Source organism: Allokutzneria sp. NRRL B-24872, from assembly GCF_002155965.1.
Lineage (GTDB): Bacteria > Actinomycetota > Actinomycetes > Mycobacteriales > Pseudonocardiaceae > Allokutzneria.
The window spans coordinates 1-1,911 of record NZ_MUMH01000321.1; the positions used below are offsets into that span (position 1 = coordinate 1).

Annotated in this window: 2 protein-coding genes; one reads left to right on the forward strand and one right to left on the reverse strand. The window is 66.5% G+C overall.

What is annotated here, in order from left to right; genetic code table 11:
• Nucleotides 1-181 precede the first annotated feature (181 nt).
• Entirely contained in the window at nucleotides 182-1,348 is a 1,167-nt protein-coding gene (locus CCN37_RS37760) for a macrolide family glycosyltransferase (protein WP_086830206.1), read from the reverse strand.
• A gap of 375 nt (nucleotides 1,349-1,723) precedes the next feature.
• Here CCN37_RS37760 and CCN37_RS40560 point away from each other — a divergent pair, with 375 nt between their 5' ends.
• Nucleotides 1,724-1,897, forward strand: coding sequence for a hypothetical protein (locus CCN37_RS40560; protein WP_168201053.1), 174 nt, complete (start codon nucleotides 1,724-1,726; stop codon nucleotides 1,895-1,897).
• Nucleotides 1,898-1,911 lie beyond the last annotated feature (14 nt).

Genomic DNA, 1,911 nt, shown 5'->3' on the forward strand with positions numbered 1-1,911 from the left:
GCCCTGAACGACCCGTTTGGCGCGTCTAACGCACTGAACGGGTCGTTCAGCGCGCTCAACGCACCAAACGGGCCGTTGGCGAGCGGGCTCGCGTTCCTGAGGACGCGGTGGGGGCAGGGGGTTCGCCGGTCTTCAAGTACGGCGAACCCCTGGGCCGCATAGGGGTTGCGCGCGGCAGGCGCTAGGCGGTGCCGACGATCTCCTCGATGATCTTGACGGCGGCGATGGTGCCACCGGCCTCGTCGAGCTCCTTCTTGAAGGTGACCAGGCTGTCCTTGACGCTCTGGTCCTTGGGCACCTCGTCGATGAGCTTCTTCAGCGCGTCCACGGTGACCTTGTCGGCGGGCAGGTGACGGCCGATGTTCACCGCCTCCATGCGGTCGGCGGTCGCGCTCTGCTCCACCATCTGCGGCACCGCGATCATCGGGACGCCGAAGTGCACGGCCTCCATGACGCTGGTGATGCCCGCGTGGTTGATGAACAGATCGGTGTGCGGGAGGATCGCCATCTGCGGCACCGCGTTGTGGACCTCGAAGTTCTCCGGGATCTCGCCGAGCAGCGAGCGGTCGACGCGCTCGCTGACCACGAGCACCACGTGCCAGTCGGTCCCGCTGAAGGCCTTGATCACGTCGACGAAGAACTCCGGCCGCGCCGTGTAGATCGTGCCGAGGGAGACCAGGCACACCGGCTTGCCCGATGCGGGCGGCTGCCACTCGCCCTGGCTGGAGCGCTCGGCCAGGCACGGGCCGATGAAGTGGAAGTCCTCGCCGAAGCTCTCCTGCGCGAACTGGAACGAGCGCGGCATGAACACCAGCTGCCCGACCACGCCGGTGCCGGTGCCGTCGGCCAGCTCGGCCATGGTCAGCCCGGCCTTCTTCGCCATCCGGTGCATGCCCAGCGCGAACCGCCACAACCGCAGGTCCAGCGGGTTCGGCTTGATGTAGTTGTTGGTCAGCGCCCAGGTGTCGTTGGAGACGAAGGTCGTCCAGTCCGGCATGCACGGGACGTCCAGCTCCTTGGCGATCAACCGCCCCCACCACCCGGCGATCCCGTCGAAGACGATCAGGTCCGGCTTGTTCTCCCGGTAGAACGGCAGCAGCTGCGGCACCTGCAGGCGGGTCTCGTTCAGGTTCGCCATCAGCCCGCGCGAGAGGTCGACGCCGGTCAGCTTGAACGGCTTGTCCGGCGGCGGCGCCACGGTGGTCTCGAACAGCACGACCTCGGCGCCGGCCTCGGCCACCCGGTCCGCGTAGGTNNGGTGGCCACGAGCCGTCAGCTCGGCGACCATGCCCAGGGTGGGGTTGATGTGCCCCGCGGCGGACGGCGGGAAGAAGGCGATGTGAGCCATTGTGGCGGGCGACCCTTCTAGCGTGCGAAGCCGACTGCTCGCTCGGCACTCATGAAGCTACTATTCGAGGAATGCCCCGCAACCCCTAAACACGGGGCGGGACGATCCGTGACGGTGAGTCATACCCGCTATCTTTTATCCCACTCCGCCCGGATGTCCGATTCCACGTCCTGACAGTTGTCACGGGCAGCTCGTGACAGGAGGCCTAGGCGGTCAGCCGGGCTCAGGGGCAGTCTGGTGCCATGACCACGGCAGCCCCCGCCCCGGCGGGGAAGCGGTCATAGTCAGAATTGCCCGAAGGCCACCCCGGTCAATGGGTAAAAGGCTCGAACACTCCGAGATCGGAATATCGAGCGCCAGCACCGAGGAGGAACAATGTCGAAGCCGGACAAGAACAAGCAGATTCTGGTCATGTCGATCGCCGCGATCATCGGTGGCGTCATCGGCGGCCTCTGCGGGCTGTTCGTGCTCAACCCGGGCATCCTCATCCCGATCGGTGTCGTGATCGGCATCGCCGTCAGCCTGCCGATGGTCAACAGCAAGGCCTGACCCTCGGCAGCCGG

Excerpts from the sequence above, each read along its gene's own strand:
- CCN37_RS40560 (WP_168201053.1), top strand. The coding sequence starts at position 1,724 with ATGTCGAAGCCGGACAAGAACAAGCAGATTCTGGTCATGTCGATCGCC.